The following is a 24461-nucleotide window of genomic DNA, read 5'->3' on the forward strand; positions in this document are numbered from 1 at the left end:
GAAGACGGCTCACGCACCCAGCATGCGCCTGCTTCCGTTTGCCGTCGCCGTAACGGGCAACATGCGGGGTCATGGGCGGATTCAAGCAGTTCTTACTCCGAGGCAACATCGTCGAACTCGCGGTCGCCGTGATCATCGGCGCCACGTTCAGCGGTCTGGTGCAGGCGCTGGTCACCGATCTGGTCACCCCACTGATCGGGGCGATCACCGGCGGCCGGCAGCCCGATTTCGCCGACTACTCGTTCACCGTCAACGGCAGCCGTTTCCTCTACGGCGACTTCCTCAACCACCTGCTCAGCTTCCTGATCATCGCGGGCGTCGTGTACTGGCTCGTCGTGGCTCCGATGGCCCGGCTGATCTCGCTGTTCGACCGGAACAAGGCGGCCACCACCAAGCAGTGCCCCGAATGCCTGTCCGACATTCCCGCCGAGGCCCGCCGTTGCGCGAACTGCACGGTCGTGCTGGTGCCGGATTCGGAAAAGCCCAGGCAGTGACGCGCGACCCGGATGCGGGCGTCGGCCAAGATGAACCCGATCGGCGCGCCCGGGTTCCATCCCACGGCCGCGATCCGGCTACCCTCCCCGCTATGAGGCACGGGGATTCCAGCCTCCTCAAGGAGAGTCGATGAGCGTTGAGTTGATGGTCTGGGACGAGCCCGTACCGATCAGCAGGGACCAGGCACGGGCGACGTACCTGGCGGTCAAGCGGACGGAACCCGCCACCGGCGCCGCACCCGACGTCGCCAAGGAGCTGCCGGGGCAGGTCACGACTTATCCGGACGGGCACGTCCTGGTGACGATGGATCTGGACACGATGGACGAGATGTCCGCGCAGGTGTTCACGGCCGCGCGGGCGCACGGCTTGGTCTGCTACGACCCGCAGCGCGACCTCGTGCACAACGTGGCGCCGCTGGGGGTGTACGAGGGCATGCAGCTCCACACTGGTGACGGGATGATGGTCAACGATCCCGACCTCGGGCTGATCCACGACGTGCTCGGCACGATGTCACCGCAGAACCCGTTCGTGGCGGTGGTGAACTTCGGGCAGCACTTCCTCCAGGTTTCTCCCGGGTACGAGCTGGAGTACAAGGAGGGGAAGCTCATCAGGACCGAGGTGGGGGAGCTGGAGGAGGTACGGCAGGCGTTCCACGACTACGCGACCGGGAACCGTACGTTCCTGACCCGATACGACTGGTCCGACTGAGCCCTGACCCGCACCCGAACCGGGACGAATCGGCGGGATGGCTGAGCCCGTGCCGACACCCGATCCGGGTGGCGATACGACAGGGCACGACTGAACCCCCGCCCATGCTCGGCGCGGGACGATACGACAGGACGGCTGAGCCCTGCCCGCGTTCAACCCGCGACGATAGGACGGGACAGCTGAGCCCCTGGCCGCGTTCGACCCGGACTATGCGGCAGGATCAGGGCGTATGAGAACCCTGTACCCCGCCATCGAACCGTACGACTCCGGACTGCTCGACGTCGGCGACGGCAACCAGATCTACTACGAGGTCTGCGGCAACCCTGATGGCAAGCCCGCCGTCATGCTCCACGGCGGACCAGGGGGCGGGTGCAACGCCAAGCACCGCCGCCAGTGGAACCCCGCGCTCTACCGCATCGTCCTGTTCGACCAGCGCAACTGCGGCCGGAGCCTGCCGCACGCCTCCGACCCGGCCACCGACCTGAGCGCCAACACCACGTGGCACCTGGTGGCCGACATGGAGAAGCTGCGCGAGCACCTCGGGATCGAGCGGTGGCAGGTGTTCGGGGGTTCGTGGGGCAGCTCGCTGGCGCTGGCGTACGCGCAGACGCATCCCGACAGGACGACCGAGCTGGTGCTGCGCGGGATCTTCACGCTGCGGCCCCAGGAACTGCGCTGGTTCTACCAGGACGGGACCAGCCACATGTTCCCCGACCTGTGGGAGCGGTTCATCGCCCCGATCCCGGAGGACGAGCGGGGCGACCTGATCGCGGCCTTCAGGAGCCGACTGGAGGGTCCGGACGACGAGGCCCGGCTGGCGGCGGCCAAGGCGTGGGCCCAGTGGGAGGGCGGCACGATCACGATGCGGCCCGATCCCGGGCTGGTCGAGGAGTTCGGCGAGGAGAAGATGGCCGTCGCCTTCGCCCGGATCGAGAACCACTACTTCACCCATGGCGGCTGGTTCGAGCCCGACCAGCTCATCAGGGACGTGGACCGGATCCGGCACATCCCGGCGGCGATCGTCCAGGGCCGCTACGACGTCTGCACCCCTGTGGCCACGGCCTGGGACCTGCACAAGGCGTGGCCTGAGGCCGAGTTCCACGTGATCGACGACGCCGGCCACGCCTACTCGGAACCCGGCACCTTGGACCGCCTGATCTCCATCACCGACCGCTGGTCCAGCCCGAATAGCCAGGGCGGCACAGCGGTGTAGCCGGGGCGGCCTCGCGACGTAGCCGGGACGACCCTGCGGTGTAGCCGGTACGACCCTGCGGTGCAGCCGGGATGCCTCGCGGTGCAGCCGGGACGACCCTGCGGTGTAGCCGGGATGGCTTCGCGGTGCAGCCGGGACGATCGCGCGGTGTGGCGAGGGCGAGCCCACAGTGTAGGCAGACGGCCCCGCGATGCAGGCAGGACGGCCTTCAGTGCAGGGCCGGGGCAGGATAGGTGCAGGCGGGGCGACCCCACCATGTAGCCGAGGCGATCCCTCGATGCAGGCAGGGCGGCCCGCGATGTAGCCGCCCCGGCCCTGCAATGCAGCCAAGTGGCTCATGCAGTGCAGGCAGATGGTCTAGGCAGTGCAGGCAGGCGGCCTAGGCAGTGCAGGCAGGCCGAGCTGCGATGCAGCGGGAGCCGCCCTGTGATGGAGCCGGAACGATCCCACGGTGCAGCCCGGACGACCCCACGGTGCAACCCGGACGACCCCGCGATGCAGCCCAGACGAGCCCGCGATGGAGAGTCAGGGACAGCAGCGTCGAGCGAACTTGGGGCCGGCATGCCGCCTCATGCGGGGGACGGCTGCTCGCCGTAGCGACGGAGCGTCCACGCCGGCCCAGTTGGAGCGGCTGATGGGGTTACGGTCCCTCGGCATGGTGCCGCGACCGCCCTCCGGCGGAACCATGGGGCGGGCCGTCGGTGTAGCGATGAGGCGCGCCCCCGGCATAGCTCTGGGGTGCTCCTTCGGCGTACTGGTGCGGCGGCTGTGCGGCCCCGTGTTGCGGCGCCCTCCCCTGGCCGAACGGTGGCTGCGGGTCCTCGAAGTGTGGGTCGGCGGGGTGGCGGGCGTCCGGGATGGCGGGGCGTTGGCGCCAGTTCGGGGCCGGGTCGGGGGCAGCGGGGCGGAGGTGTTCGGGGAGGCGGGCGCGCAGCAGCCGTACGGCCGGGGTGACGGCCCCGACCAGCAGCAGCGCGAACAGCGGCGCCAGCGTGGCCCCCAGCAGGAAGCCGGCCGCCACGTCGTGCGGATAGTGCACCCCGACGAACACCCGCGAGAACGCCATCACCACGGCCAGCGGGAACACCGCCCAGGCCAGAGACCGCCAGGCCAGGACCAGGGTGGCGGCCGCGCCGGCCGCGATGACGGAGTGGTTGCTCGGGAAGGACCAGTCGTCGAGCGGCGGGCAGGCAGCGATCGTCGCGATCCCGCCCCGGCACGGCCTGTCCTCCTGGACGAAGGTCTTGATCACCTCGCTCAGGATGTACGCCAGCACGATCCCGGCCGGCCCCGAGACCGCGAGCGCCAGTTCTCTGGCCGGCGCCCGCCACGCCCGCACCGCGACGACCACGAAGAGCGCCGCGAACACGAATAACCCGGCGTCGGTCCCGACCTCGGCGAGGGTGTGCAGCCACCCGGGCGTGGAGCGGGCGAAGTCGACGATGTCCTCGTACACACGTGTCCAATCCATGAATATGCGATGGACACGACCTTACGAACTTCGGCCGTCAACCGTGGTTAAAACGGCGTCAGGACAGGAGTTGGCGGACGAGGGCGGCCTGTTTCGTCTCCAGCTCGCCCCGGCTGATCAGCCCTCGGTCGAACGCCTCGGCGGTGGCGTCGCGCTCGGCGATGTAGTACGCGGCCATGATCTCACTACGGAGCGGCGTGAACCCGCGCTCCACGCAGTCGGAGAAGATGGTGACCTTCTGCTCCAGCACGTCGGCGGCCACGGTGCAGGCCAGGTCGCGAGCCTTGAGTTGCTGAACCGCTTCACCGAGGGTGACGGGGCCGAGGGACCCGTTGAAACGGGTGTCAAGGGTGATCTTCACGTTCTTTGCGCCTCCGTACGTTTACAACGTTGTCGCCGAGGTCGCGTATTCCCAGCTCAAGTCGGGTAAGAGGGGGATCGTGATCGGTGCGCACGTGATCGTCGGCTATGCGAACGACCCTGGTGGGAGAGACGCCCTCGCGCTGGGATCCGCGATCACCCGGGTCACCGGCGGCGAGCTGACGATAGCCACGATCTACCCGCCGGGCAGCCCGGGACTGGCGGTGGAGGCGCAGGCCAATCTGGCGCACGCGGCCGAGGAGCTGGGGCAGGCCACGGCCGAATATCTGACGTACGAGAGCCGGGGCACGGGTCGAGGGCTGTCGGTGCTGGCCAGCCGGATCAGGGCCGACCTGATCGTGGTCGGCTCGGCGGGCGGCGGGCAGCACGGCCGCATCACCATCGGCTCGGCCGCGGACCACCTGCTGCACCGCTCGTCCGAGGCGGTGATGCTGGCGCCGTCCGGCTATCAGCCGCCGGTCGAGCCCGCCCGGCTCACGCTGGCGTACGTGCATCGGCCGCAGTGTGACGCGGCGGTCGAGCAGGTGGCGCACGCGGCGCTGCGGCTGGGCGTCCCGCTCCGGCTGATCACCCTCGACCTGCGTACGGAGGATCAGGGCAGGCTCAGGGACGATCTCGCCCTGGCGGTCCGGCTGGCCTGGGAGAGCACCGGAATCGAGGCGGAGGCGGCCGTGGCCGAGGGGCACGACGTGGTGGCCACCCTGTCGGACCTGGAGTGGCTGCCGGGCGAGCTACTGGTGTGCGCGGCGAGCGAGGACGCGGAGCCGCACCGGGTGTTCCTGGGTGAGCTGGCCATGAAGGTGCTGCGCGCGTCGGCCTGCCCGGTGACGGTCCTGCCCAGGGGCTTCTCCTGAGCCTCCGACCAGACCGGCGAACCGCCGGTGGGTTTCTCCCAGGCCGCCGACCGGGCCGGCGAGCCGTCAGTGTTCCTGACTGGCCGACCGGGCCGGCGAACCCTCAGCACTCCTGACCCACCGACCAGGCCGGTGAGCCGTCAGTGGCGGGCGAGTTGCTCGTACAGTTCCACGTACCGATCGGCCATCACCGACGGTGTGAAGCGGCGGCGGGCCTCGCGGCGGCACTCCTCGGGGTCCAGTTCGTCCAGCCGCAGCACCCACTCCGCCAGCTCCTCCTCGCTGTCCGCCAGGAACCCGGTACGGCCGTGGTCGATGAGTTCCGGTAGGCAACCCCGGCGCAGGCCCACCGGCGGCACCCCGAGCGCCATGGCCTCCACGACGGCGGTTCCGCCTGGTTCGTCCCACTGAATGGGGAACAGGGCTGCGCGGGCCGAGGCGTACAGGTTGTCCCGCTCTGCGCCGCCGACCGCGCCGACCCAGCGGACCAGGTCGCCGTCCAGGTAGGGGGCCACCTGGTCCAGGTGGTAGCGCACGTCGGGGTGGCTGTGCAGCGGGTGGTACGGGTTCTGGGCGACGACGTCCAGCTCGGCGGCGGTGTCGCGGCCGCTGACGGGGCCGGCCAGGACGAGGGGCAGGCCGAGCTTCTGGCAGATCCTGGCCGCCACGTGCTGGCCCTTGAGCGCGCAGATGCGGCCCATGACCATCAGATGCTCACCCCGCTCCACCCGTGGTTCGCGGTCAACCAGCGGGGTGGCCAGGTGGATGGAGCCGAGCGCGGCTGCGCGCAGGGCGTCGGGGGCGCGGGCGATCTGCGACTCGGAGACGCCGTTGACCGCGATCCCGGGCGGGAACGCGCCATAGAAGGCCGGATGTTTGCGCAGGTCCCAGTGCAGGGTGTGCAGGACGGGCGGCCCGCCGAGCGCCGAGAGCACGGCCGGGCCGACCACCTCGACGTGATCGTGCACGAGGTCGATGTCGTCGCGCCGCCGCAGCTCGGCCGCCACCCTGGCCAGGTGCGCGTGCGCGATGCCCATGACCTGGTTGTACGGCTTCTGCAGCTCGGTGAACTGACCTTCGTCGTACGCGCTGATCAGCTCGTCCACCTCCAGCCCGCTGGAGCCGACGGAGGCCAGCACGACGTGCACGCCGCGCTCGCGCAGCGCGGGCACGAGGGTGGCCACCACGTTCTCGATACCGCCGTAGCCCGCGGGCGGAACCTCCAGCCACGGGCCCGCGTTCACCAGGACTTTCACGCCAGGTCCTCCTCAAGCACGAGGGAGGCGAGCGGAGGTCGTTCCGCCACCGCCACGTCCACGACAGCGACATCGTTTTCGAGTCCGAACTGCAGCAGGGTGTGCGCCGGGGGCTCCGACGCGAGCACGCGGCCCTGGCGTTCCAGGCGGGACCACGCGGTCTGCATGATCTGCCCGGCCATCCGGCCCAGGGCGGCCATCGGCTGGTGGGTGTGGGTGCGGTGGCCCAGGTCGACCTGGGCCATGGCGTCCAGCCCGACGAGCTGGAGCAGGTCGACGAGGAGGCCGAACTCCACGCCGTACTCGGTGACGAAGGGCAGTCGTTCGAGCACGTCGCGGCGGGCGGCGTACTCGCCGCCGAGCGGTTGAGCGAATCCGGCCAGTTCCGGCCAGAACATGTTGAGCAGCGGCCTGGCCACCAGCTCGGTCACGCGCCCGCCTCCGCCTTGCTGGACGGAGCCGTCGGCGGCGACGTAGGGCCGTTCGTAGGTCGCTTTGACGAAGTGGATGCCTGCGTCCACCAGCAGGGGCCCGACCAGGCCCGTCACGTAGTGCGCGCCGAAGCTGCGCAGGTCGGAGTCGATGTAGACGACGATGTCGCCCTTGGAGGCCGCCAGCCCCTTCCACAGGGCCTCTCCCTTGCCGGTGAGGGGCGGGAGGTGGGGCAGGACGTCGTTCTGCGCCACGACCCGGGCGCCGGCCTCGCGCGCCCGTTCGGCGGTGGCGTCGGTGGAGTTGGAGTCGACGACGAGGATCTCGTCGACGAGTGGTGTGCGTTCGATGAGGTCTCTGCGAATGGTGGTGATGATGTCGCCCACCGTGCTCTCCTCGTCACGCGCGGGCAGGACCACGCTGATCGTGGTCTCTCCTTTGGCCATCATTAAGGCGTCCACCGGCCACTCGGCTGACGTGCTCGAGTGCGGGCCGTACCATTCCTGGACCCTGGCCAAGGCTCGCATATCTGTCTCCATGCATCAGCCCCGATCTCATGAGGTCACGGCTTCTGCCCAGCGGTTAGGCTTACGAACATGTTTGTTTGATGACGCCTGGACGTGGCATATGCCGGGTTGTGTCCCCAATGACCCGTGTCGGCATCGTAGGTGCCGGAAATGTCGCCGCTCGCCACGCAGACGTCCTGTCCGGCTTCCCCGATGTCACGATCGCTGGAATCGCCGACACCGATCCCCACAGGGCCGAGGCTCTGGCCTCGAAGCACGGCTCCCCCGCCTATGGCGGCCATGCCGACCTGCTCAGTGCCGGCGGTCTCGATGCTGTTTACGTCTGTGTGCCTCCTTTCGCGCACGGTAACCCGGAACATGATGTTCTGTCGTGTAATCTCCCGCTATTTGTTGAAAAACCCCTTTCACTAGACCTCCAAACCGCGGAAAAAATCGCGACCGAAATAGAGCGGAGATCCCTGCCCTCCGCCGTCGGTCACCACTGGCGTTATCTCGACATCGTCGAACAGGCCCGTGACCTGCTCTCCGGCCGTCCCGTACGCCTCGCGCTCGGCCACTGGCTGGACAAGGTGCCCCCGGTCGGCTGGTGGCTCAAACGGGAGATGTCCGGCGGCCAGATCGTCGAGCAGGCGGTCCACGTGCTCGACCTCGCGCGACTCCTGGTGGGCGAGGTGGAGATGGTGCACGCGGTTCCGGCGGGCGACAGCGTGGACGGTGAGGTCGACCGGGCCACCTCCGCCGTCATGCGCTTCGCCGGCGGCGCCTCCGGCCTGCTGGCCACCTCGTGCCTGCTGACGCGCAAGCACCGGGTGGGGCTGGAGGTGTGCGCGGAGGGGATCGCGCTCGAACTCAGCGAGACGCGGCTGCTCGTGGACGGCGAACGCGCGATCGAGGACGACGGCCGGGCGAAGACCCGGGTGGACCGGGAGTTCATCAACGCGGTGCAGGGCAGACCGGCCGATGTCCGCGTACCGTACGGTGAGGCGCTGCGCACTCATCGTGTGGCGCTCGCGCTCGCGCGGTCCGCCACCGAACGGAGGCCGGTGACTCTGCATGACTGAAGTGCTGAGCATCGAGGCGCCCGGCGAGGTGCGCCTGATCGAGGAGAAGCTGCCCGACCTGCCCGAGGGCGGCTTCATGGTGGCCACCACGCACAGCGGCGTCTCCGCCGGCACCGAGCTGACCTACGTCAAGGGCACCAACCCCTACCTGGGCGCGAGCTGGGATCCGGCGCTCGGGCTGTTCCGCGAGGGGGAGCCGTCGGTGTCCTATCCCGTGCGTGGGATCGGCTACATGCAGGTCGGCCTGGTGGTCGAGACGCGGACGCGGGCCGTGCGGGAGGGCTCGCTGGTGGCCATGTGCTACGGGCACCGCACCGCGTACGTGGCCGATCCCATGACCGACCGGTTCGTCGAGCTGCCCGACGACCTCGACCCCATCCTCGGCATCTACGTCGCCCACATGGGCCCCATCTGCGCCAACGGCCTCCTGCACGCCGCCCACGACCTGCACGGCCCGGCCGTGCGGCACCTGGGCGACGGCGTGCGCGGGCGGCGGGTCGCGGTCGTGGGTGCGGGCGTCGTCGGGCTGCTGACGGCCTGCTTCGCGCTCTCCTGCGGCGCGGCCGAGGTCGTGGTGGTGGACGAGACCCCGGAGCGGCTGGAGATCGCCGCGGCGCTCGGCGCGGACACGATGGCCGCCGGCGACGACCCCGCGGTGGACCTCAAGCGGCGCTGGCGCCACGGCCCCAACGACCGTGGCGCCGACGTGGTCTTCCAGTGCCGCGGCCAGACCAGGGCGCTGGCGCTCGGGCTGCGCCTGCTGCGCCCTCAAGGCACCCTGGTCGACCTGGCCTTCTACACCCAGGGCGCGCAGGAGGTGCGGCTCGGCGAGGAGTTCCACCACAACGGGCTGACCGTGCGCTGCGCCCAGATCGGCCGGGTGCCGCGCGGCCTGGCGCACGCCTGGGACAGGGAACGGCTCTCGCACGAGACCATCGGCCTGCTCAGGGAGCGCGGGCGACCGCTACGTGAGCGCGTGATCACCAACCTGGTGGGTTTCGCCGACGCTCCAGACTTTCTGACCGGCCTCGCGGGCGGACGGCTTCAGACCGTGCAGGCTGTGCTCTGCGACCATGTCGAGGACGAGGGCGGCTGACCAACTGAAGTCGCGGCAACCGTGCCCGCGCAGCGTGAACGGGTCGAAGTATTCGCGAAACCCCGACTTGACCACGGCGCTCAGCACCGAGTCGGCCAGGGTCGCCGCCAGGTCGGGGCGGCGGTCCTTCAGCCCCTGCCAGAGCAGCCAGCTCACGTTGATCCAGCTCGGCCCGCGCCAGTAACGGGCGGGGTCGAACTCGGGAGTGTCCGGGGCGTAGCTCGGCAGCGGCAGGTCCTTGATCCGAAAGCGGTCGAGCGCGGTGGCGATCAGCGTCTCGGCCACCTCGACGGGCAGGCCCGGCAGCATGAGCGGGGTCAGCCCGGCCGCGCTGGCCGTGTCGGTCAGCAAGCCGGTACGCACGTCGCGGGCCTGGAACAGGCCGCCGTCGTAGAGGTGCTCGACCATGGCCTGGGTGATCGCCTCGGCCTCGCGCTCGTGGGGCTCGGCGTCCAGGCCCAGCGTGTTCGCGATCTTGGCCAGGGTGGACTCGGCCAGCCCGTACGCGGCGTTGAACAGCGGATCCTCCACCTCGAACGCGCCCGGACCGGTGTAGCCGGAGTCGCGGTAGGCGGTGGCGAGCCCGATGTACTGCTCGTAGTCGCGGTCGGTGGGCCGCTCGGCGGCGTTGACGCTGTCGAGGTCCTTGCGGGTGAACCCCGACGCGCCGGTCTTCACCGCGCGCAGCGGCAGGTCCCACGCCGGGCTGTTGTCCATGCCCGACTCCCAGGGGTGCACGACCGAGATCAGCCCTTCGGGCGAGCGCCGGTCGCGGCGCAGGAACTCCTGCTGGGCCACCAGCCGGGGGTAGATCCGGCGCAGGAACGCGGTGTCGGGCTCGGCCAGATGCGTCTTCCAGGCGGCCAGCGCGTGGACCGGAGGCTGGACGATGCCGGAGGTCTCGGCCCCCGAGGGCGCCTTGGCCTGCCAGAAGCCCTGATCGGGAAAGTAGGCGCCGGCCGCCACCCGCGGGTTGAACACGATGTGCGGCACCCGGCCGTCCGCCCACTGGGCGCCGAACAGCGACAGCAGCTCCGACCTGGCCCTGCGCGGCGACCAGCGGGCGTTGCCGATCGCGATGAAGGCGGAGTCCCAGCTCCACTGGTGGGGGTAGAGGCGACGGGAGGGGACCGTGTGCGCGCCGTCCCAGTTGCTCACGAGGACGCGCACAGCGTCGCGGAGGATCATAGATATTTCCTGACGAAGGCAGCGGTTTGCGGCAGGACGATCTCGGGTTCGCCCCGCAGGCGGCATTCGAGGGCGAGGTAGCCGTCGAAGCCCACGGCGTCGAGCGTGGCCAGCTGCGCGCCCCAGTCGAGGTGGCCGGTGCCCGGCTGGTTGCGGTTGGATTCGCTGATCTGCATGTGGGCGATGTACGGGGCCGCGTCGATCAGCGCCCGGCAGGGGTCGTCCTCCTCGATGTTCATGTGGTAGGTGTCGCCGACGATCCTGATCGAGTCCATCGCGCAGTAGGAGACGGCGTCGGCCAGGGTGTTGACCATGTGGTTCTCGTAGCGGTTGAGCGGCTCCAGCATGATCAGCACGCCGTTGCGCTGCGCGTGCTCACCGAGGATGCCCAGCGCCTCGGCCAGCACCTCGCGGTCCTCCTCGGGCCCGCGCGGCGGCTCGAACGGGGGCAGCCGGCGCGAGAATTGGCCCCAGGAGGCGGGGGTCATCACGCCGATGCCGCCCAGCTCGGCGATCACCGTCAGCTGCGACCTGAGCTGCTGGATGGCGTCCTTGCGCTTGGCCGGGTCGAAGTCGCCGATGAAGTGGGGCATGTCCACGCACACCGTCGGCATCACCACGCCGTCGGCCAGCGCCCGCTTCAGTTCGGTGAGCCGCCCCGCGAAGTGGAAGTCTCCCTTGCCGCGCAGCTCGATGGCGTCGAATCCGGCATCGAGCGCGAACGCGTACTTCTCCTGGAGGGTACGACCGGGGAGAAGCTGCTCCTGTACGGCGAGCTTCACTGTGACTCCTCAAATTCGAAGACGAGCTGGAGCACCTCGGACTGGTGCTTGTCGATCAGGTCGAACGCCTCGGCGGCCCGGTCGAGGGGCATGATGTGGCTGACGAGCTCGCGGGCGTCGACCTCCCCCCGGTGCACGAGCTCCATGAACGTGCGCTGCATGCGCTCGACGTCCCACCGGTGCGCCAGCCACGAGGCGACGCCGCCGATCTGGGAGGAGACGAGCTGGACCTGGTTGTGGTGAAACTCCTCGCCGAGCCGTAGCCCGACGCCGTCACCCTGGTAGAAGCCGGCGGCGACGACCCGGCCGCCCTTGCGCACGGTCCTGATCGCCTCGTGCAGCCCGGCGTGGCTGCCGCTCAGCTCGATGGCGGTGTCGGCGCCCTCGACCCGCTTGCGCATGAACTCGGCCACCGACCCCGAGGCGATGTCGAACGTCTCGGCGGCGCCGAACTTCCTGGCCAGCTCCAGCCGGTCGGCGATGCCGTCGGCGGCGACCACGCGGGCACCGCTGAGCACGGCCAGGCGGGTGGCGAGCAGCCCGATGACGCCCTGGCCGAAGATCGCGACCTGGTCGCCCAGGTGGATGTCGGCGGCGTGGACCGCGTTGAGCGCGATGGCCCCGACCCGGGCGAACACGCCGGTCACGGGGTCGGCGCCGGGCGGCAGCACGTGGCCGACGAGTTTCTCCGCCGGCAGCACGGCCTCGGCGCGATGGCCCCAGATGCCCCACACCAGGCTGCCGACCGGCGGGTCGGCCACATCGGGCGCGGCCTCCACCACCTCGCCGACTTCCTGGTAGCCCCAGCCGGCCAGCGGGTAGGCATGAGTCTGGCCCTCGACGAAGAGCCGTCGCTCGGTGTCCCACTTGCGACTCAGATAGGGATTTGTACCGCGATAGGCGGTGAGTTCTGTGCCCGCTGAGACTCCTGAATAGAGAGTGCGCACGCGCACTGTGCCCGCCACCAGTTCGGCGGGCGACTCCAGGCTGACGCGGACTTTGCCTGGCTCTTGGAAGGTGATGACGCGCATTCCCCACACTTATGCGTTTTGATCAAACAAAAGTAGAAGATTTAGGTCTTGTTTGCACACGATAGTGGTGCTGATAACACTCTGAAGTCTACGACTTCTGTCGGAGGTGACTGATGAAATTGGGGTTTCTGACAGCGTGTCTTCCGGAAAGCGACCTTACCGACATTGCACACTGGGCTGCCAGCCGGGGTTTCGAGGCGCTAGAGGTCGCCGGGTGGCCCTCTCCGGATGACCGAAATCACATCAGAGTAGATCGTTTCGACGACGTCGAATGCTCGCGAGTCGGGCGAATCTTCGCAGAGAGCGGACTCACGCTTTCCTCGATCGCGTACTACGAGAACAATCTGCACCCTGAGGCTGGGCCGCAGGTGAACGCCCACGTACGGCGCTGCGTCGACGCCGCCGCCGCGCTCGGCTGCCCCACGGTCGGCACGTTCGTGGGCCGCGACCCCGGGCTGACCGTGCACGACAACCTCAAGCGGGCCGCCGACGTCTTCGGCCCGCTGGTCGAGTACGCCGCCCGGCACGGCGTCGAGATCGTGATCGAGAACTGCGTGATGAAGAGCTGGCATCCCGACGGATATCCCGGCAACCTGGCCTACTCCCCCGAGCTGTGGGAGTGGATGTTCACCCTCGGGCTCAAGCTCAACTGGGACCCCTCGCACCTGGTGGCGCTGGGCATCGACCCGGTCGCGGCGCTGACCCCGTACATCCCGAACATCGCGCACGTGCAGGCCAAGGACACGCAGATCCTGGCAGGCAAGATCGACCGGTACGGCTTCCACGGCCCGATCAGCGGCGAGAAGGGCTGGTACCGCTTCCGCGTGCCCGGCCTCGGCCAGGTCGACTGGACCCGGGTGATCGACGCGCTGCACGAGGGAGGCTACGACGGGGTGGTCTCCGTCGAGCACGAGGACGCCGTCTGGAGCGGAAACACGGAGAGGGTACAGACCGGTCTCGGTATCGCCTACCGCACGTTGCGTCACCTCGTCCGGGGGTAAGGGCGGCATATCCCCAACCAGAGGAGCGCGCCATGCCGACGAAGGTAACCGCCGTCCTCTCCGCCACGCTGCTCGCCGTCGCCCTGGCGGCCTGCGGCGACGGCGGTGGCGAACAGTCGTCCGACGAGATCACGGTCTGGACCGAGGAGAACCTCGAGGACCGGATGGCCGTGCAGAACGCGATCGTCTCCGAGTTCACCCAGAAGACCGGGATCAAGGTGAAGCTGGTCGGCGTGGCCGAGGACCAGTTCAGCCAGACCATCACGGCGGCCGCCGCCGCGGACGACCTGCCCGACGTGATCGGGGCGCTGCCGCTGGCCTCGATCCGCGAGCTGGAGGCCAACGACCTGCTCGACACCGAGACGCCGGGCAGGATCGTGGATCGGCTCGGCCGCGACACCTTCTCTCCGCGGGCGCTGGAGCTCGACACCTCGGGGGGCAAGCTGCTGGCGGTGCCCAGCGACGGGTGGGCACAGCTGATCCTCTACCGCAAGGACCTGTTCGACAAGGCCGGGCTTGAGCCGCCGGACACGTACGAGGCGCTGGAGACGGCCGCGGCCAAACTCAACACGGGCGGGGTCGCGGGCATCACGCTGGCGATCGCGCCGAAGGACTCGTTCACGGCGCAGAGCTTCGAGCACGTGGCGCTGGCGAACGGCTGCCAGCTGGTCGACAATTCCGGAAATGTCGCCCTTGGGACGCCGCAGTGTGCGAAAGCGTTCGAGTTCTACGCGAAGCTGGCCAAGGACTACTCGGTCAAGGGCAAGCAGGACGTCGACACCACCAGGGCCACCTACTTCTCCGGCAAGGCGGCCATGATGATCTGGTCGTCGTTCATCCTCGACGAGATGGCAGGGCTGCGTAAGGACGCGCTGCCCAGTTGCCAGGAGTGCCGCGCGAACCCCGAGTGGCTGGCCGAGAACACCGGCGTCGTCACGGCACTCAAGGGCCCCGACGGCGGCGCGCCCGCGCAGTACGGCGAGATCGTCTCCTGGGCGATCACGAACGGCGCCGCCACCGACCCGGCGAGCACGTTCGTCTCCTACATGATGAACGAGGGCTACGAGCGCTGGATCGGCATGGCCCCCGAGGGCAAGTTCCCCGCGCGCAAGGGCTTCGAGGACAAGTGGAACAAGTTGCCCGCCGGGGTCGACACCAAGAAGCCGCTGGCCGACGTCTACCCGGCCGACGTGCTCGAAGCCCTGCGCAAGAGCCCCGACACCTTCGCCAGGTGGGGCATCCCGCAGGGCCAGGGCAAGCTGGTCGGCGCCACGATGGGCGAACTGCCCGTGCCCAAGGCGCTCAGCATGGTCGTCGACGGCTCCCTGACCCCCCAGGCCGCCGCCAACCAGGCTAAGACCGAGGTCGAGTCCATCAAGCGCGGGATCCGGCAGTGAAGTCAGCCGCATCCGGCCGCACACTAAGGGAACAGGAAGCTCGGGCGGGGTTGGTGCTCATCTCGCCCACGCTGATCATCACGCTGGTCGTGGTGGTGCTTCCTCTGCTGTGGGCGATCATGCTGGCGTTCCAGGACGCGCGGCTGATCAACATCCGGCGGGTCGGGATCTTCGGTCACTACACGCTGGAGAACTTCACGTACGTGATGTCCGAGCCGGGCTTCTGGACGTCCCTGGTCAACACGCTCGTCTACACGGTCGCGGGGACCGCGTCGTCGATCGTGATCGGGCTGGTGACCGCGCTCGCGCTGCGCGACAGGTTCCGGGGGCGCACCCTGGTCAGGGCCTCGATCCTGATCCCGTACGTGGCTCCGGTGGTGGCCGTGACGTTCCTGTGGGAGACGATGCTCAACCCGCAGTACGGCATCGTCAACACCTGGCTGGACGAGCCGATCGCCTTCCTCACCCAGGCCAGAGGCGAGTTCCTCGGCATCGAGGTGCCGGTGGCGCTGCTCACGGTGATCGCGTTCGAGGCGTGGCGGTATTTCCCGTTCGCGTTCCTGTTCATCCTGGCCCGGCTACAGGCGCTGCCGAAAGAGCTGGACGAGGCCGCGGTCGTGGACGGCGCCACGCCCACGCAGCGCTTCCGGTACGTGATCATGCCGCAGCTGTGGCGGATCATCGCGCTGCTGTCGGTGCTGCGCTTCGTGTTCACCTTCACCAAGTTCGACGACGTCTACCTGCTGACCGGCGGCGGCGCCGGCACCGAGGTGGTCAGCGTGCGGGTCTACAACTTCCTCACCTCGCGCGACGACATCGGCGCCTCGGCGGCTCAGGCCATCGTGCTGGCGATCTTCCTGGTGGTCTTCCTGGCCGTCTACCTGAGGTTCTTCGCGGGAGGCGAACGTGAGCAGGGATAGGTTCGAGCGGGCCCTGCTCAAGGTGCTCAAGCCGCTGGTGATCGCGTTCCTCTTCCTGATCACCGCGTTCCCGTTCCTCTACATGGTGATGCTGTCGGTACGCGACATCCAGGAGCTCATCCTGGACCCCGGCTCGCTCTGGCCGCGTGCCTTCACCCTGGACACGTACGTGAACGTGCTGACCAAGCAGGGCTTCCTGACCTTCCTGCGCAACAGCGCGATCGTCGCGGTGGCCTCGGTGGCGGTCACGCTGCTGATCTCGATCCCGGGCGCGTACGCGGTCGCGCGGCTGCGTTTCTTCGGCCGGCGCCAGGTGCACTTCCTGTTCCTGGCGGTGTACCTCTTCCCGGCGATCGTGCTGGCCATCCCGCTGTTTGTGCTCTTCACCATGATCGGGCTGCGTGGATCGCTGATCGGATTGATCCTCGTGTATATCGCGCAAACGGTGCCCGTCACGGTATACATGCTCCGCAACTACTTCGAGACCGTGCCGCGCAGCGTGGAGGAAGCGGCCGCGATCGATGGGTGCACGAGGTTGTCGACCATCTGGCGCGTGGTGCTGCCGCTGTCCAAGCCCGCGCTGATGGCCACCGGCCTCTACGCGTTCATGATCGCGTGGAACGAGTTCCTGTTCGCCCTGCTCTTCCTGGTGGAGAGCCGGGAGAGCTGGACCGTGTCCCTGGGGCTCTCTCAGCTGGCGGGGAGCATCGAGATCCCGACGACGGTCCTGATGGCTGGATCGGTGGTGCTCACGCTGCCCATCGTGATCGTGTTCTTCGCCGGCGAACGCCTGCTGACGGAGGGCCTCACCGCAGGAGCGGAGAAGGGATAGACCATGCTGACGGCAGGGCAGATCCTCCAGCTGATCCGCAAGGGCACCTGCCGTACCCGCAAAGAACTGATCGAGTACACCGGCCTGTCCCGCTCGACCATCACCGACCGGGTCGATCGGCTCATCGATGCCGGCTACATCCACGAGTCCGGCGTGGGCGTCTCCGGGGGCGGGCGGCCGCCGTCCGTCCTCGACGTGGACGCCACCAGGCGCCTGCTGCTGGTGGCCGACCTGGGCGCCACCCACGCCAGGGTGGCGCTCACCGACCTGGCCGCCAAGCCGATGGCCGAGGAGCGCGCCGAGATGCGCATCGAGCTCGGTCCTGACGCCGTGCTGTCGTGGGTGCGGCAGGCGTTCCAGCGGATGCTCGACCGGGCCGGACGGCCGGCCGGAGACGTGTGCGGGGTCGGTCTCGACCTGCCCGGCTCGGTCGACCACACCACCGGGCGGGTGATCAGGTCGTTCCTGATGCCCGGCTGGGACGACCATCCGGTGGGCGAGGCCATCGGATCCATGTTCGACGTGCCGATCCTGGTGGAGAACGACGCCAACGCGATGGCACTGGGCGAGTGGTGGTCGTCCTGGCGCGGCACCGACTCGCTGATCCTGATCAAGGTCTCCACCGGCATCGGCACCGGCATCGTGCTCGACGGCCAGATCTATCGCGGCGTCGAGGAGGCGGCCGGCAACATCGGGCACGTCCGGCTGCGCGAGACCGACGACCGGGTCTGCACCTGCGGCTCGCGCGGCTGCGTGGCCTCGCTGGCCAGCGGCCACGCCCTGGCCACCGACCTCGGCAAGACGTCGAGCCGCGAGGTGGTCCAGCTCGTGCAGGCGGGGGACGCCGAGGCCATCGCACGGGTCCAGGAGGCCGGGCGCACGCTGGGGGTCGTGCTGGCCACGGCGGTGAGCCTGCTCAACCCGGGCGTGCTGGTGCTGGCCGGGGACATGGCGCGGACCAGGGAGCACTATCTGACGGGCATCAGGGAGGTCGTCTACCGGCGCAGCCTGCCGTACACGACGAGGAACCTGGAGATCGTCACGAGCTCGCTGGGTGACCGTGCGGGGATCGTGGGGATGGCGGTGATCGTCATGGAGCACGTGCTCTCCCCTGCCTCCGTGGACGCCGCCCTGGCCGCCAGGACCGACGCGGCGAGCTGACCCCGCACGGCCAGGTCAGGCGAGGGCGCGGCGCAGGATCTCCGGGGCCCGCACCAGGGAGGGGCCGTACCAGGTGAGCAGCCGGCCGCTGACGGGGACGCAGGTCAGGCCGGGGAACGACTCGGGGCCGTCGGTCTCGCTGAAGGCGTAGGGCTCGTCGGGCAGCACCACCAGGTCGGGGCGGCGCGAGGTCAGCTCGGCGAGCGGGATCTTCGGGTAGCGCTCGGGGTGGCCGGCGTACAGGTTGTCCACGCCGAGCCGGCGCAGCACGTCGCCGGTGAACGTGTCACGGCCCACGACCATCCACGGCCGCCGCCAGATCGGCACGATCGCCGTCCGCCGCGGCCCCTCGTACGGCGCCCGCCACGCCTCCCGCGCCTCCTCCAGCCATCCGGGCGGCTCCGCCCGGCAGGCGAGGGTGAACATCCGCTCCAGCGACGTGAACGCCTCCGCCACCGTCTCGATCTTCGTCACCCAGACCGCGACTCCCGACTCCCGCAGCGCCTCGATGTCGGGGGCGCGGTTCTCCTCGGCGTTGGCCAGCACCACGTCCGGTCGCAGCCGCCTGATCGCGTCGAGGTCGGGGTTCTTGGTGCCCCTGACCCTGGTCACGTCGAGGCCGGCCGGGTGCGAGCACCAGTCGGTCGCGCCCACCAGCGCCCCCGGCAGGCTCGCCGCGACCGACTCGGTCAGCGACGGCACCAGGGACACGATGCGGCTCACGGTCGCGGGAATCCGCACGGGCACACCGAGGTCGTCCACGTATGCAGCCTAGATCCTGCGAATGTCGGTCGGCGTCCGTATGATCCGAGCCTAAGATCGTTTCACTCGTTGATCGGGGGACCACGGTTGGAGCGGGAGTCACTCGGCTTCGATCCCAGCACGCCCAGCGTGGCCAGGCTCTACGACTACTTCCTCGGTGGGAAGGACAACTTCGCGGCCGACCGCGCGGCGGCCGAGAAGATCCTGGAGGTGGCTCCCGAGTTACCCGCGGCGGCCCGGGCGAACCGGGCGTTTCTCGGCCGGGCGGTGCGCCATCTCGCGCGAAACGGCATCACCCAGTTCCTCGATCTCGGCACCGGCCTGCCGGCGCCGGGCAACGTGCACGAGGTCGCCCAGGAGGTCGATCCGGGCGCGAGGGTGGTCTACGTCGACCACGACCCGGTGGTGCTGGTGCACGCCCGCGCGCTGCTGGAGGGCCAGGGCGGCACCACCGTCGTCCATGGCGACCTGCGCGAGCCCGGGGCGATCCTGCGCGAGCCCGGCGTGCTGGATGCGATCGACTTCGGCCGTCCGCTCGGGGTGCTGCTGGTGGCGGTCATGCATCACCTCGCCGACTCCGACCGGCCCGGCGAGGTCGTCGCGGCGCTGCGCGAGGCCGTGGCGCCGGGCAGCTTCCTGGTCATGTCCCACGGCACCAGCGAGGCCCGGCCGGCCGCGGTCGAGCGGTGCACCGAGGTCTACCGGAGCGCCGGCCTGCCGCTCACCCCGCGCGACCGCGACGAGATCGGCGCGCTGTTCGAGGGGTTCGAGCTGGTGGATCCGGGTCTGGTGTGGTTGCCGCAGTGGCGGCCGGATCTGTCGGACATGATCGACTTCGCCGCCGCCGGTCCGCAGTCGTCGCTGGCTCTGTGCGGCGTGGGCGTCAAGCGCTGAGGCGCCGCCCGCGACGTACGCGGGCGGCTCGCTCAGCGGCGGCTCACTTGAGGGCGGACAGCGCGCTCTCGTAGTCGGGCTCCTGGGAGATCTCGGGCACCAGCTCCGAGTAGATCACCTTGTTGTCGCCGTCGAGTACGACCACCGCGCGGGCGGCCAGCCCGACCATCGGGCCAGACTCCTGCGCCACGCCGTAGTCGGTGAGAAACTCGCGGCCCCGCATGAGCGAGAGCATGGTCACGTTCTCCACGCCCTCGGCGCCGCAGAAACGGCCCTGGGCGAAGGGCAGGTCGGCCGAGACGCAGAGCACGGCCACGTCGGGGTGCTCACCGGCCACCTGGTTGAAGCGGCGCACCGAGGCGGCGCAGACGCCGGTGTCGACGCTCGGGAAGATGTTGAGGACCTTGGTCTTCTGACCGAAGTCGTCGAGCGAACGATCGGCCAGGTCGGAGCCCACGAGCCGGAAGGCCGGCGCGCTGTCGCCGGGCTTCGGGAAGGTGCCGCCGACCGTGATCGGGTTACCTCTGAGCGTGACGTCGGACATGAAATCCTCCAGAATACGGATATTCCCCAGAACCGTGATCCTATCGGCGTCCCATGTCCGGCCCCGTCCCGGCATGCAGCTCGGTCAGACGTTGCGGCGGTACTGGCCGCCCGCCTCGAAGAGGGCGTCGGTGATCTGGCCGAGCGAGCAGACCCTGGCCGCCTCCATCAGCACCTCGAACGCGTTCCCCTCCGACATCGCCACCTCCCGCAGCCGGGCCAGCTGCGCGGGCGCCTCGGAGCGGTTGCGCTCGTGGAAGGCGTGCAGCCGGTCGAGCTGTGAGCGCTTCTCCTCCTCGGTGCCCCTGGCCAGCTCCACCTGGTGCGGCTCGGCCTCGTCCTCGCCGCGCGGGTTGCGGAAGGTGTTGACGCCGACGATCGGCAGGGAGCCGTCGTGCTTGCGCATCTCGTACAGCATGGACTCGTCCTGGATCTTGCCGCGCTGGTAGCCCGTCTCCATCGCGCCGAGGACGCCGCCGCGGTCCGACAGCCGTTCGAACTCGCTCAGCACCGCCTCCTCCACCAGGTCGGTGAGCTCCTCGATGATGAACGAGCCCTGCAGCGGGTTCTCGTTCCTGGCCAGGCCCCACTCGCGGTTGATGATGAGCTGGATGGCCATCGCGCGGCGCACCGAGTCGGCCGAGGGGGTGGTGACGGCCTCGTCAAAGGCGTTGGTGTGCAGGCTGTTGCAGTTGTCGTAGACGGCGATCAGGGCCTGGAGGGTGGTGCGGATGTCGTTGAAGTTCATCTCCTGGGCGTGCAGGGACCGGCCCGAGGTCTGGACGTGGTACTTCAGCTTCTGCGAGCGCTCGCCGGCGCCGTAGCGCTCGCGCATGGCCACCGCCCAGATCCGGCGGGCCACCCGCCCGAGCACGCTGTACTCGGGGTCCATGCCGTTGGAGAAGAAGAACGACAGGTTCGGCGCGAAGTCGTCGATCCTCATGCCCCTGGCCAGGTACGCCTCCACGTACGTGAACCCGTTGGCCAGCGTGAACGCGAGCTGGCTGATCGGATTGGCCCCGGCCTCGGCGATGTGGTAGCCGGAGATCGAGACCGAGTAGAAGTTCCTGACCCCGTTGGCGATGAACCACTCCTGGATGTCGGCCATCATCCGCAGGCTGAACTCCGTGGAGAAGATGCAGGTGTTCTGCCCCTGGTCCTCCTTGAGGATGTCGGCCTGCACCGTGCCCCTGACCGTGGCCAGCGTGCGGGCGCGCAGCTCGCGGGCCTCGGCCTCGTCGGGGTCGCGGCCCTGCTCGGCGCGGAAGCGGTCGATGGCCTGGTCGACGGCGGCGTTGAGGTAGAAGGCCAGGATCGTGGGCGCCGGGCCGTTGATCGTCATCGACACCGACGTGTTCGGCGCGGCCAGGTCGAACCCGTCGTAGAGCACCTTCATGTCGTCGAGCGTGGCGATCGAGACGCCCGAAGTGCCGACCTTGCCGTAGATGTCGGGGCGCAGGTCGGGGTCGTGGCCGTACAGCGTGACCGAGTCGAACGCGGTGGACAGCCGGGTCGCGGGCTGTCCCTCCGACAGCAGCTTGAAGCGCCTGTTGGTGCGGAACGGGTCGCCCTCGCCGGCGAACATCCTGGTCGGATCCTCGTCGTCGCGCTTGAACGGGAACACCCCGGCGGTGAACGGGAACATCCCCGGCAGGTTCTCCGAGCGCAGGAAGCGCAGCAGGTCGCCGTGGTCGGTGTAGCGGGGCAGGGCCACCCTGGGGATGCGGTTGCCGGACAGCGTCTCGCGCCAGAGCGGGGTGTGCAGCTCGCGGTCGCATACCTTCACCACCAGCTCGTCGGCGCTGTAGCGCTCCTTGACGGCGGGCCAGCCGTCGAGCAGCGCGCGGCTCTCCTCGGACAGCTCCCCCCCGACGCGGCCGATCTCCCGCGCGCCCGCCTCGCTGAGCAGGTCGCGTACGGCGGCCAGCTGCTGGCGGCGGCGGGCCACCTCGGCCTGGGCCAGCGTCTCGGCGTGGTAGCCGCGCACGGTCTCGGCGATGTCGGCCAGGTAGCGCACCCTGGCGGGCGGGACGATGGCGGCCGACGCCTGCGAGGTGCGGCCCTGGACCGGCGCCAGCAGGCCGGGGCTCGCGCCGGTCGGGAGGAGGGGCTTGAGGTGGTGGTAGAGAGCGGTGACTCCGGCGTCGTTGAAGCGGGCGGCGATGGTGCCGAAGACCGGCATGTCCTCGGGTGAGACGCCGAACGCCTCGCGGTTGCGTACGAGCTGGCGGCGCACGTCGCGCAGGGCGTCCTCGGCGCCGCGCCGCTCGTACTTGTTGATCACCGCGGCCTCGGCGAAGTCGAGCATGTCGATCTTCTCCAGCTGCGAGGCCGCCCCGAACTCGGGCGTCATCACGTAGATGGGCACGTCCACGTGCGGCACGATGCCCGCGTCGCCCTGGCCGATGCCGGGCGTCTCCACGATCACCAGGTCGTAGCCGGCCGCGCGGCAGGCGTTGATCACGTCGTCGAGGCAGGCGGGCACCTCGTTGGCCGCTCCCCTGGTCGCCAGGGAGCGGAAGTAGGTCTGGGGCCCCAGGCTGTTCATGCGGATGCGGTCGCCCAGCAGAGCGCCGCCGCCGCGCCTGCGGGTCGGGTCGATGGCGATGATCGCGATGCGCAGTTTGTCGTCGTTGTCCACACGGAACCTGCGGACCAGCTCGTCGGTGAGCGAGGACTTGCCCGAGCCGCCGGTGCCGGTGATGCCGAGGACGGGCGCGCGCCGCTCCGTGGCCAGGCCCGCCACCAGCTCGGCGGGGGCCCGGCCGCTCTCGATCAGGGTGATCGCGCGGGCCAGCGCCGCCTGGTCGCCCGAGACCACGGCCTCCACCGAGGGCGGGTCACCCAGCTCGACGTCGCACTCCTCGATCAGCTTGTTGATCATGCCGGGCAGGCCGTAGCGCTGGCCGTCCTCGGGCGAGAAGATCCGGGCGACGCCGCGTGAGTGCAGCAGCTCGATCTCCTCGGGGACGATCACGCCCCCGCCGCCGCCGTACACCTTCACGTGGCCGGCGCCGCGCTCGCGCAGCAGGTCCACCAGGTAGGTGAAGAACTCCACGTGCCCGCCCTGGTAGGAGCTGATCGCCACCCCCTGGACGTCCTCCTGGATCGCGGCGGTGACGATCTCGTCGACCGACCGGTTGTGCCCGAGGTGGATCACCTCGGCACCCTGGGACTGGAGGATGCGCCGCATGATGTTGATCGCCGCGTCATGCCCGTCGAACAGGGCCGCGGCGGTCACGAAACGGACGGGGTGTCGCGGGACGTGCACGCCTGATCACTCCTTCGTGGAGGCTTCACTTACGAAGATACTAGGACGTCCTACTATTTCCCAAGAGCGAGGTGGACGGGGGCAGCGTGGGTAGGGCCCTTCCGAGGAGGTGGCGGGGATGCGCGCGCTGACGTTCGAACCGGGGAGTGAGGGCACGCTCGACGTGCGGGAGGTGCCCGACCCGCGGCGGGGTCAGGGCGAGCTGCTCGTCGAGGGCCTGGCCGTCGGCATCTGCGGGACCGACAGGGAGCTGATCGGCGCCGGCTACGGCTGGCCGCCACCGGGCGAGGAGCGCATGGTCATCGGCCACGAGTCGCTCGGGCGGGTGCTCGAAGCCCCCGACGGGTCCGCGTTCTCGCCGGGAAAGCTCGTCGCCGGCGTCGTGCGCCGCCCCGACCCCGTGCCGTGCGGAGCCTGCGCGCGGGGCGAGTTCGACATGTGCCGCAACGGCGGCTACACCGAGCGCGGCATCAAGGAGCTCGACGGGTTCGCCAGTGAGCGCTGGACCGTCGAGGCCGGCTACGCCGTGAAGGTGGAGCGCTCGCTGGAGAGCGTCGGCGCGCTGGTCGAGCCCGCGTCGGTGGTCGCCAAGGCGTGGGAGCAGATCGAGCGGATCGGCGCGCGGTCCTGGTTCGAGCCGCGCACGCTGCTGGTCACCGGCGCCGGGCCGATCGGGCTGCTGGCGGCGCTGCTCGGACGGCAGCGGGGGCTGGAGGTGCACGTCCTCGACCGGTCCGGCCCCGGGCTCAAGTCGAGCCTGGTGGAGGGGATCGGCGCGACGTACCACTCCGGCTCGTCGCTGGCGGAGTTCGCCGAGGCCAAGCCGGATCTCATCATCGAGTGCACGGGAGCGGGGCCGCTCGTCATCGACGCCATGACCACCACCGCCGCCGCGGGCATCGTCTGCCTGTGCGGGCTCGCGTCCGGCGGGCGGTCGCACCGGGTGGACGCCGGTGTGATCAACCGGGACATCGTGCTGGAGAACGACGTGGTCTTCGGAACGGTGAACGGGAACCTGCGGCACTACCGCGACGCGGCGGCGGCGCTGGCCAAGGCGGACCTGGCCTGGCTGGAGCGGCTGATCACGCGGCGGGTGCCGCTGACGCGTGCCCTGGAGGCGTTCGAGCCCGCCGGCCACGACAACGTCAAGACCGTCATCGACCTGACCGCTTAGCGCTGTTTGCC

22 protein-coding genes are annotated in these 24461 nt (G+C 69.7%); 13 read left to right on the forward strand and 9 right to left on the reverse strand.

Translation table 11 applies throughout. The features are described from left to right. Nucleotides 1-71 precede the first annotated feature (71 nt). The 3 genes from mscL to pip all read left to right on the forward strand — a co-directional run bounded on the left by mscL (nucleotide 72) and on the right by pip (nucleotide 2416). The gene (gene mscL, locus AB0C27_RS46630; protein WP_357859377.1) at nucleotides 72-494 is read left to right on the forward strand and encodes a large conductance mechanosensitive channel protein MscL; all 423 of its coding nucleotides are present in this window, start codon (nucleotides 72-74) and stop codon (nucleotides 492-494) included. Between the two features lie 130 nt (nucleotides 495-624). After that, the gene (locus AB0C27_RS46635; protein ID WP_357859379.1) at nucleotides 625-1203 is read left to right on the forward strand and encodes a hypothetical protein; all 579 of its coding nucleotides are present in this window, start codon (nucleotides 625-627) and stop codon (nucleotides 1201-1203) included. A 229-nt stretch (nucleotides 1204-1432) separates the two neighbouring features. Next, entirely contained in the window at nucleotides 1433-2416 is a 984-nt protein-coding gene (pip, locus tag AB0C27_RS46640; RefSeq protein ID WP_357859382.1) for a prolyl aminopeptidase, read from the forward strand. Nucleotides 2417-3056: 640 nt separating this feature from the next. Here pip and AB0C27_RS46645 read toward each other — a convergent pair. Both AB0C27_RS46645 and AB0C27_RS46650 read right to left on the reverse strand, forming a co-directional pair. Continuing rightward, nucleotides 3057-3887, reverse strand: a complete 831-nt coding sequence (locus AB0C27_RS46645) for a phosphatase PAP2 family protein (protein ID WP_357859385.1) — start codon at nucleotides 3885-3887, stop codon at nucleotides 3057-3059. 58 nt (nucleotides 3888-3945) lie between these two features. Continuing rightward, nucleotides 3946-4248 (reverse strand): hypothetical protein, encoded by a 303-nt coding sequence (locus AB0C27_RS46650; RefSeq protein ID WP_357859388.1) that lies wholly within the window; start codon nucleotides 4246-4248, stop codon nucleotides 3946-3948. A 79-nt stretch (nucleotides 4249-4327) separates the two neighbouring features. On the opposite strand from AB0C27_RS46650, the gene AB0C27_RS46655 reads away from it, so the two are divergent. Then, the gene (locus AB0C27_RS46655) at nucleotides 4328-5122 is read left to right on the forward strand and encodes a universal stress protein (RefSeq protein WP_357859391.1); all 795 of its coding nucleotides are present in this window, start codon (nucleotides 4328-4330) and stop codon (nucleotides 5120-5122) included. A gap of 140 nt (nucleotides 5123-5262) precedes the next feature. Here AB0C27_RS46655 and AB0C27_RS46660 read toward each other — a convergent pair whose 3' ends face one another. Together AB0C27_RS46660 and AB0C27_RS46665 are read right to left on the reverse strand one after the other, a co-directional pair. Then, nucleotides 5263-6378 (reverse strand): glycosyltransferase, encoded by a 1116-nt coding sequence (locus tag AB0C27_RS46660; protein WP_357859394.1) that lies wholly within the window; start codon nucleotides 6376-6378, stop codon nucleotides 5263-5265. Then, a complete protein-coding gene (locus AB0C27_RS46665) occupies nucleotides 6375-7337 on the reverse strand; it encodes a glucosyl-3-phosphoglycerate synthase (RefSeq protein ID WP_357859397.1) in 963 nt (320 codons plus the stop codon). The genes AB0C27_RS46660 and AB0C27_RS46665 overlap by 4 nt, the downstream gene beginning before the upstream one ends. A gap of 119 nt (nucleotides 7338-7456) precedes the next feature. Here AB0C27_RS46665 and AB0C27_RS46670 point away from each other — a divergent pair, with 119 nt between their 5' ends. After that, nucleotides 7457-8398, forward strand: coding sequence for a Gfo/Idh/MocA family oxidoreductase (locus AB0C27_RS46670; protein ID WP_357859400.1), 942 nt, complete (start codon nucleotides 7457-7459; stop codon nucleotides 8396-8398). Beyond that, a complete protein-coding gene (locus tag AB0C27_RS46675; protein ID WP_357859403.1) occupies nucleotides 8391-9494 on the forward strand; it encodes a zinc-binding dehydrogenase in 1104 nt (367 codons plus the stop codon). The genes AB0C27_RS46670 and AB0C27_RS46675 overlap by 8 nt, the downstream gene beginning before the upstream one ends. A gap of 1184 nt (nucleotides 9495-10678) precedes the next feature. On the opposite strand, the gene AB0C27_RS46680 is transcribed toward AB0C27_RS46675, so the two are convergent. Both AB0C27_RS46680 and AB0C27_RS46685 read right to left on the reverse strand, forming a co-directional pair. After that, complete coding sequence (locus AB0C27_RS46680) at nucleotides 10679-11464, reverse strand: sugar phosphate isomerase/epimerase family protein (protein WP_357859406.1); 786 nt, start codon at nucleotides 11462-11464, stop codon at nucleotides 10679-10681. Then, on the reverse strand, nucleotides 11461-12495 hold the full coding sequence (locus tag AB0C27_RS46685) for a zinc-binding dehydrogenase (RefSeq protein WP_357859409.1): 1035 nt from the start codon (nucleotides 12493-12495) through the stop codon (nucleotides 11461-11463). Before AB0C27_RS46685 ends, AB0C27_RS46680 begins: the two co-directional genes overlap by 4 nt. 113 nt (nucleotides 12496-12608) lie before the next feature. On the opposite strand from AB0C27_RS46685, the gene AB0C27_RS46690 reads away from it, so the two are divergent. From AB0C27_RS46690 to AB0C27_RS46710, 5 genes are read left to right on the forward strand one after another with little or no spacing between them, the layout of a single operon-like run. Then, the gene (locus AB0C27_RS46690) at nucleotides 12609-13496 is read left to right on the forward strand and encodes a sugar phosphate isomerase/epimerase family protein (protein WP_357859412.1); all 888 of its coding nucleotides are present in this window, start codon (nucleotides 12609-12611) and stop codon (nucleotides 13494-13496) included. Between the two features lie 32 nt (nucleotides 13497-13528). Then, the gene (locus AB0C27_RS46695) at nucleotides 13529-14893 is read left to right on the forward strand and encodes an ABC transporter substrate-binding protein (protein ID WP_357859415.1); all 1365 of its coding nucleotides are present in this window, start codon (nucleotides 13529-13531) and stop codon (nucleotides 14891-14893) included. Nucleotides 14894-14946: 53 nt separating this feature from the next. Beyond that, nucleotides 14947-15813 (forward strand): sugar ABC transporter permease, encoded by an 867-nt coding sequence (locus AB0C27_RS46700; protein WP_357859418.1) that lies wholly within the window; start codon nucleotides 14947-14949, stop codon nucleotides 15811-15813. Then, entirely contained in the window at nucleotides 15800-16645 is an 846-nt protein-coding gene (locus tag AB0C27_RS46705; RefSeq protein ID WP_346105915.1) for a carbohydrate ABC transporter permease, read from the forward strand. Before AB0C27_RS46700 ends, AB0C27_RS46705 begins: the two co-directional genes overlap by 14 nt. Before the next feature lie 3 nt (nucleotides 16646-16648). Beyond that, complete coding sequence (locus tag AB0C27_RS46710) at nucleotides 16649-17806, forward strand: ROK family transcriptional regulator (RefSeq protein WP_357859421.1); 1158 nt, start codon at nucleotides 16649-16651, stop codon at nucleotides 17804-17806. Between the two features lie 15 nt (nucleotides 17807-17821). Here the strand turns inward: AB0C27_RS46710 and AB0C27_RS46715 are convergent, their stop codons facing one another. Continuing rightward, the gene (locus tag AB0C27_RS46715) at nucleotides 17822-18568 is read right to left on the reverse strand and encodes a helical backbone metal receptor (RefSeq protein ID WP_357859424.1); all 747 of its coding nucleotides are present in this window, start codon (nucleotides 18566-18568) and stop codon (nucleotides 17822-17824) included. Between the two features lie 87 nt (nucleotides 18569-18655). On the opposite strand from AB0C27_RS46715, the gene AB0C27_RS46720 reads away from it, so the two are divergent. Beyond that, nucleotides 18656-19462 (forward strand): SAM-dependent methyltransferase, encoded by an 807-nt coding sequence (locus tag AB0C27_RS46720; RefSeq protein WP_357859428.1) that lies wholly within the window; start codon nucleotides 18656-18658, stop codon nucleotides 19460-19462. Nucleotides 19463-19505: 43 nt separating this feature from the next. Here the strand turns inward: AB0C27_RS46720 and tpx are convergent, their stop codons facing one another. Beyond that, nucleotides 19506-20006, reverse strand: coding sequence for a thiol peroxidase (tpx, locus tag AB0C27_RS46725; RefSeq protein WP_357859431.1), 501 nt, complete (start codon nucleotides 20004-20006; stop codon nucleotides 19506-19508). A gap of 84 nt (nucleotides 20007-20090) precedes the next feature. Beyond that, nucleotides 20091-23276, reverse strand: coding sequence for a fused isobutyryl-CoA mutase/GTPase IcmF (gene icmF, locus AB0C27_RS46730; protein ID WP_357859433.1), 3186 nt, complete (start codon nucleotides 23274-23276; stop codon nucleotides 20091-20093). A 118-nt stretch (nucleotides 23277-23394) separates the two neighbouring features. Between icmF and AB0C27_RS46735 the strand changes: the two genes are divergently transcribed. After that, on the forward strand, nucleotides 23395-24450 hold the full coding sequence (locus tag AB0C27_RS46735) for a glucose 1-dehydrogenase (RefSeq protein ID WP_357859436.1): 1056 nt from the start codon (nucleotides 23395-23397) through the stop codon (nucleotides 24448-24450). Nucleotides 24451-24461: the final 11 nt, after the last annotated feature.

Source organism: Nonomuraea sp. NPDC048882, assembly GCF_040649755.1.
GTDB classification, from domain to species: domain Bacteria; phylum Actinomycetota; class Actinomycetes; order Streptosporangiales; family Streptosporangiaceae; genus Nonomuraea; species Nonomuraea maheshkhaliensis.